Source organism: Pseudomonas edaphica (genome assembly GCF_005863185.1).
Classification (GTDB): domain Bacteria; phylum Pseudomonadota; class Gammaproteobacteria; order Pseudomonadales; family Pseudomonadaceae; genus Aquipseudomonas; species Aquipseudomonas edaphica.
Map to the genome: position 1 here is coordinate 1 of NZ_VBVZ01000376.1, position 6210 is coordinate 6210.

Below are 6210 nucleotides of genomic sequence, written 5' to 3' on the forward strand. Positions count from 1 at the left end.
ACCAGATACAGACCCATCATCACCTGCACATAGCGCGGCGCAGTCTCAAAACCACTGAAGCGCAGTTGCAACAGGCCGATGCCGCTGATCGGCAAAATCAGCACCGCGACCCAGACCCACACAAAAAAACGCTGAAACACATTTGCCCACAGCTTGAGCCGGGCAGGGCCTTCAAGTGCCGCCATGGCGGCGGGGCGCAGGATCATCCAGGCGAAAAACATACCGCCGACCCAAACCAGGGCGGCCAATACATGCAGGGTGTAAGCGAGGCTAAACGCGGTCATTGTGGTACTCCGTTCTGCGCGGGATTAATTAGCGGGGTATGATAGCGGCCGATCCGAACCACTGAAAATTTATCCAGCGTTTTTTGCGCCCGACTATCCATGATCAGCACTGAACTCAAAACCACGATCCAGGGCGCCTATTCGCGTTTTCTCGAAGCCAAGAGCTTGAAACCGCGCTACGGCCAACGCCTGATGATCGCCGAAGTGGCCAAGGTCCTCGGGGATATCGACACCGACGACGAAGGGCGGCGCAGTGGCGACCCTGCGATTGTGGCTGTCGAGGCCGGCACCGGCACCGGCAAGACCGTGGCCTACAGCCTGGCCGCGATCCCTACCGCCAAGGCTGCCGGCAAGCGCCTGGTGATCGCCACCGCCACTGTCGCCCTGCAAGAGCAGATCGTCTACAAAGACCTGCCCGACCTGATGCGCAACAGCGGTCTGAACTTCACTTTCGCCCTGGCCAAGGGGCGTGGGCGCTACATGTGCCTGTCCAAGCTCGACGTGTTGCTGCAGGAAGGCCATGCGCAAACCGCCACTGCCTCCTTGTTCGAAGAAGAAGGCTTCAAGATCGAGGTGGATGAAGTCAGCCAGAAGCTGTTTACCAGCATGATCGAGAAGCTGGCCGGCAATAAATGGGACGGCGACCGCGACAGCTGGCCCACCGCTCTTGAAGATTCGGACTGGGCACGCCTGACCACCGACCACAGCCAGTGCACCAACCGCCATTGCCCCAACTTCGGCCAGTGCGCCTTTTACAAGGCCCGCGAAGGCATGGGCAAGGTCGACGTGATCGTCACCAACCACGACATGGTACTGGCCGACCTGGCCCTGGGCGGCGGCGCGGTGTTGCCGGACCCGCGCGACACCCTCTACGTATTCGACGAAGGCCACCACCTGCCGGATAAGGCAATTGGCCACTTCGCCCATTACACGCGCCTGCGTTCCACGGCCGACTGGCTGGAAACCACTGCCAAGAACCTCACCAAACTGCTGGCCCAGCATCCGCTGCCCGGCGATTTGGGCAAGTTGATCGAGCAAGTGCCGGAGCTGGCGCGGGAGATCAAGACTCAGCAGCAGTTCATGTTCAGCGCCTGTGAACAGGTCGCCGACTTCAAACCCGGCGAAGACGTGGAGGGCCGTGAGCGGCCGCGCCATCGGTTTGTTGGCGGGTTGATCCCCGAGCATATGCGCGAAATGGGTATTGAGCTGAAGAAGGGCTTTTCACGCCTCACCGACCTGTTCACACGCCTCACCGACTTGCTCAAGGAAGGCATGGATGGCGAGGTCAATATCGGCATCGCCAGCAACCAGGCCGAGGAGTGGTACCCACTGTTCGGCAGCCTGTTGTCACGCTCCCAGGGCAACTGGGAGCTGTGGACCGCCTTCACCGTCGAAGACCCGGAAGACAACCCGCCGATGGCGCGTTGGCTGACCCTGTCGGAAAGCGGTGCGCTGTTCGATATCGAGGTTAACGCCAGCCCCATCCTCGCCGCCGAAATGCTGCGTCGCAACCTGTGGAACGTGGCTTATGGCTGCCTGGTGACCTCGGCCACGCTGACGGCCCTGGGCACTTTCGACCGTTTCCGCATGCGCGCCGGGCTGCCGAAAAAAGCAGTGACGGCCGTGGTGCCGAGCCCGTTCCACCATGCCGATGCTGGCGTGCTGCGCGTACCGGACCTCAAGGCCGACCCACGGGATGCGGCCGCGCACACGGCGGCGATCATCCGCGACCTGCCCGAATTGGTCGAAGGTTCGCGCGGCACACTGGTACTGTTTTCGTCACGTAAACAGATGCAGGACGTGTTTGACGGCCTCGACCGTGACTGGCGCAAACAGGTGTTTATCCAGGGCAACCTGTCCAAGCAGGAAACCCTCAACAAACACAAGGCGCGGGTTGATGGCGGCGATTCCAGCGTGCTGTTCGGTCTGGCCAGTTTTGCCGAAGGCGTGGACTTGCCCGGCGCCTATTGCGAGCACGTGGTGATTGCCAAGATCCCGTTCTCGGTACCGGATGACCCGGTCGAGGCAGCCTTGGCCGAGTGGATCGAGGCGCGGGGCGGTAACCCGTTCATGGAAATCTCGGTGCCGGATGCGTCCTTGAAGCTGGTCCAGGCCTGCGGTCGCTTGCTGCGTACCGAGGAAGACCGCGGCACTATCACCTTGCTCGACCGCCGTTTGGTCACGCAGCGCTATGGCAAAGCTATCCTCAATGCCTTGCCGCCGTTCAGGCGCGAAATTTCTTAAGCCACTCATTTATTAAGCTGCTGTGGGCGAAGTCGCCCACTTCGTGGTCTATCTCACTGCCAACGCTTTATGTCATCAGGCCAGTTATCGGCCGATTGGGAGAACCTTGTTCGTATGATTCGCACGCTGCCTGCTCTTTTTGCCCTGTTATTCGCTGCGCCCTTGATGGCCGCGCCTGCCGGGCAACAAACGCTGTTCAACTTCGTCCGACCTGCCGATGTGGTCAAGGTGGCGACTCAGGACGCCAGCCTGCCGCAATACAACGCCGAACAAACCCCCGAAGGCGAGGTGTTGCGCCGCATCACCTTCAACCCGGCGGCCGAACCGAGCCTGGTGCTCAGCCCGCAGGCCGGGAGCTGGGACTGGTCGCAATCCGGCGCCATGAGCCTGCGTATCCAGAGCGCCATGGACTGGGCGTTGACCCTCTATGTCAAAGTACAGAGCGTCGACGGCAAGACTCTGGTCAGCCGTATCGACCTGCCGGCCGGCCCGGCCCAGACCCTGTTGATCCCGTTGCAAGCCAACTCGCCGCTGAGCCAGGGCATGAAGGCCGGCCCGCCCATGCCGATCACCCTGGACGGCCAGCGTGTATTGCTGGCCGCCAGTGCTGGCGAGATCGACCGCAGCCAAGTGGCCTCGGTCACCTTGTCGATGCTCAAGCCCAATGCCGCCCAAAGCATTTTGCTTGAGCGTTTTGGCGTGCAGGACAGCGAGCCGGTGCTGAAGGCGGTCTACAGTGAGCTGGTGGACGCTTATGGCCAGTCCACCCGTGCACGCTGGCCGGAAAAGGTCAGCACTGACGAGCAACTCAAAGCCGCAGCGGCCAAGGAGCAGCAACAGCTCAAGGGCTGGCTGGCCGAGCGTGACAAATCCGCTCTGGACCCATACGGTGGCTGGAACAAAGGCCCGGCGTTCGACGCCAGTGGTTTTTTCCGTACCGAGAAGCGTGACGGTCGCTGGTACCTGGTGACGCCGCAAGGCCATCCGTTCTATTCGTTGGGTGTTAACACCGTGGCACCGGACAACAACCAGACCTACGTGGCCGGCCGCGAGTGGATGTTCGCCGCGCTGCCCAAGGCTGGCGAACCGTTCGACAAGTACTACGGCAGTGGCGATAACCGGGGCGGCAACGGTGCCGATCAGGGCCGCGGCTTCAATGTCGGGCGTTGGTACGATTTTTACGGCGCCAACTTGCAGCGTACTTATGGCGGCGAAGGTTTCGACCAGAAGCGCTGGGTCAGCCACACCCTCGACCGCCTGCAAGCCTGGGGCTTCAACACCGTGGGCAACTGGAGTGATGAGGACCTGGCCCGCGCCGACCGTGTGCCCTACACCTTGCCGCTGTCGATTGTCGGTGACTACGCCAGCATCAGCACTGGCACCGACTGGTGGGGCGGCATGCCCGACCCGTTCGACCCGCGCTTTGCCATGGCCACCGAACGCGCCGTGGCCATTGCCGCCCGCGACCACCGTGATGACCCGTGGCTGATCGGCTATTTTGCCGACAACGAGCTGGCCTGGGCCGGCCCCGGCGATGATCCAAAATCCCGTTACGCCTTGGCCTATGGCACGTTGCGCATGACCACCGACGTACCGGCCAAACGCGCATTCCTCAAACAACTGCGCGACAAGTACCGTAACGAAGAAGGCCTGTCGAAAGCCTGGGGCATCCACCTGGCGGGTTGGGAGCTGATGGAAGACCCAGGCTTCGAGCCGCCGATGCCGAGCCCCGAACACCCGGAAATCGAAGCTGACTTCAAATATTTCCAGAAGACCTTCGCTGATGCCTACTTCAAAACCATCTCCGATTCGTTGAAATGGCACGCGCCCAACCAGTTGCTGCTAGGTGGTCGGTATGCCGTCAGCACGCCCGAGGCCGTGGCGTCCTGCGCCCAGTATTGCGACGTGCTGAGTTTCAACATGTACACCCTGAAGCCGCAGGACGGTTATGACTTTGCTGCCTTGCGCGCGCTGGACAAGCCGGTGCTGATCACCGAGTTCAACTTCGGCTCGGCCGACCGTGGCCCGTTCTGGGGCGGCGTGACACAGTTGGCCCGTGAAGAAGACCGTGGCGTGGCGTACAGCAACTTCCTCAAGCAGGCCATGGCCGAGCCATCGATTGTCGGCGTGCATTGGTTCCAGTACCTGGACCAGCCGGTCACCGGGCGCCTGCTGGATGGCGAGAACGGCCACTTCGGGCTGGTGGGCATCACCGACGTGCCGTTCCAGGGCTTTGTCGAGAGTGTGCGTAAAAGCAACCTGGCGGCGGTCGACCAACTGGGCAAGGAAGCCGAAAAAGCCAAGGCGGCCAGCAAGGTTCGCGAGAACGAAGGCGGCAAGTCCGGGCAAGAAGGCAAAGGCGCGGGGCAGGGCGCCGGGCATGCGGGTGGACACTCTGGAAATGGCCATTGATTCATCACTGACGGGTTCACAAAACCTGCAATGACTGGAACAATGTCGGCCACTTCTTACGGTGTTTTCCAAGGCGGCTTAGGTGCAGATTCAGGGTCATTACGAGCTCCAGTTCGAAGCGGTACGTGAAGCCTTTGCCGCGTTGTTCGATGACCCGCAGGAGCGTGGTGCCGGGCTCTGTATCCAGATCGGCGGCGAAACCGTCGTCGACCTGTGGGCCGGTACCGCCGATAAGGACGGTGCCGAGGCCTGGCACAGCGACACCATCGTCAACCTGTTCTCCTGCACCAAGACCTTCACTGCCGTCACGGCCCTGCAGCTGGTTGCCGAAGGCAAGCTGAAACTGGATGCGCCAGTTGCCGACTACTGGCCCGAGTTTGCCGCGGCGGGTAAAGAAACCATCACGCTGCGCCAGTTGCTCTGCCACCAGGCCGGGCTGCCGGCGATTCGCCAGATGCTGCCGACCGAAGCCCTGTATGACTGGCCACTGATGGTCGACACCCTGGCGGCCGAAGCCCCGTGGTGGACGCCGGGCGAAGGGCATGGCTACGAGGCCATCACTTATGGCTGGTTGGTCGGCGAGTTGCTGCGCCGTGCCGACGGGCGCGGGCCGGGCGAGTCGATTGTGGCGCGGGTTGCGCGGCCCCTGGGCCTGGACTTCCATGTCGGTTTGGCGGACGAAGAGTTTTATCGGGTTGCGCATATAGCGCGCAGCAAAGGCAATATGGGCGATGAAGCCGCGCAACGTTTACTTCAAGTAATGATGCGCGAACCTAATGCCATGACCACCCGTGCATTTGCCAACCCACCGTCTATTCTGACCAGCACTAATAAGCCCGAATGGCGGCGGATGCAGCAGCCAGCGGCAAATGGTCACGGTAATGCGCGCAGCCTGGCAGGTTTTTATAGCGGATTGTTGGACGGTAGTTTGCTTGAGAGCGACATGCTCGAACAATTGACCCGCGAACACAGTATCGGGCCAGACAAAACATTATTGACTCAAACCCGTTTCGGTTTGGGGTGCATGTTGGATCAACCGCAACTGCCCAATGCCACCTTTGGCCTTGGCCCGCGTGCGTTTGGCCACCCTGGCGCCGGTGGTTCGGTGGGGTTTGCCGACCCTGAGCGCGATGTAGCATTTGGTTTCGTGACTAATACACTGGGCCCTTATGTACTTATGGACCCGCGTGCGCAGAAGTTGGTCGGAATATTGGCCGGTTGTCTGTAAAGAGCTTGCTGTTTCACGTTTTTTTGTTACAAAGGCAAGTAT

Annotated in this window: 3 protein-coding genes and 1 pseudogene; 3 read left to right on the forward strand and 1 reads right to left on the reverse strand. The window is 61.2% G+C overall.

What is annotated here, in order from left to right:
* Positions 1–284 (reverse strand): annotated as a pseudogene (locus FEM54_RS21930) (hypothetical protein); the annotation flags it as partial.
* Positions 285–383: 99 nt separating this feature from the next.
* Between FEM54_RS21930 and dinG the strand changes: the two are divergent.
* The 3 genes from dinG (at position 384) to FEM54_RS21945 (ending at position 6168) form a co-directional block, all read left to right on the forward strand.
* Entirely contained in the window at positions 384–2528 is a 2145-nt protein-coding gene (dinG, locus tag FEM54_RS21935; RefSeq protein WP_017137192.1) for an ATP-dependent DNA helicase DinG, read from the forward strand.
* 114 nt (positions 2529–2642) lie between these two features.
* Entirely contained in the window at positions 2643–4940 is a 2298-nt protein-coding gene (locus tag FEM54_RS21940) for a beta-galactosidase (protein WP_017137193.1), read from the forward strand.
* 82 nt (positions 4941–5022) lie between these two features.
* Positions 5023–6168, forward strand: coding sequence for an EstA family serine hydrolase (locus tag FEM54_RS21945; protein ID WP_017137194.1), 1146 nt, complete (start codon positions 5023–5025; stop codon positions 6166–6168).
* Positions 6169–6210 lie beyond the last annotated feature (42 nt).

Bases quoted from the DNA above. Each gene is read 5' to 3' on its own strand.
- dinG (WP_017137192.1), top strand. From the start codon at position 384: ATGATCAGCACTGAACTCAAAACCACGATCCAGGGCGCCTATTCGCGT.
- FEM54_RS21940 (WP_017137193.1), top strand. From the start codon at position 2,643: ATGATTCGCACGCTGCCTGCTCTTTTTGCCCTGTTATTCGCTGCGCCC.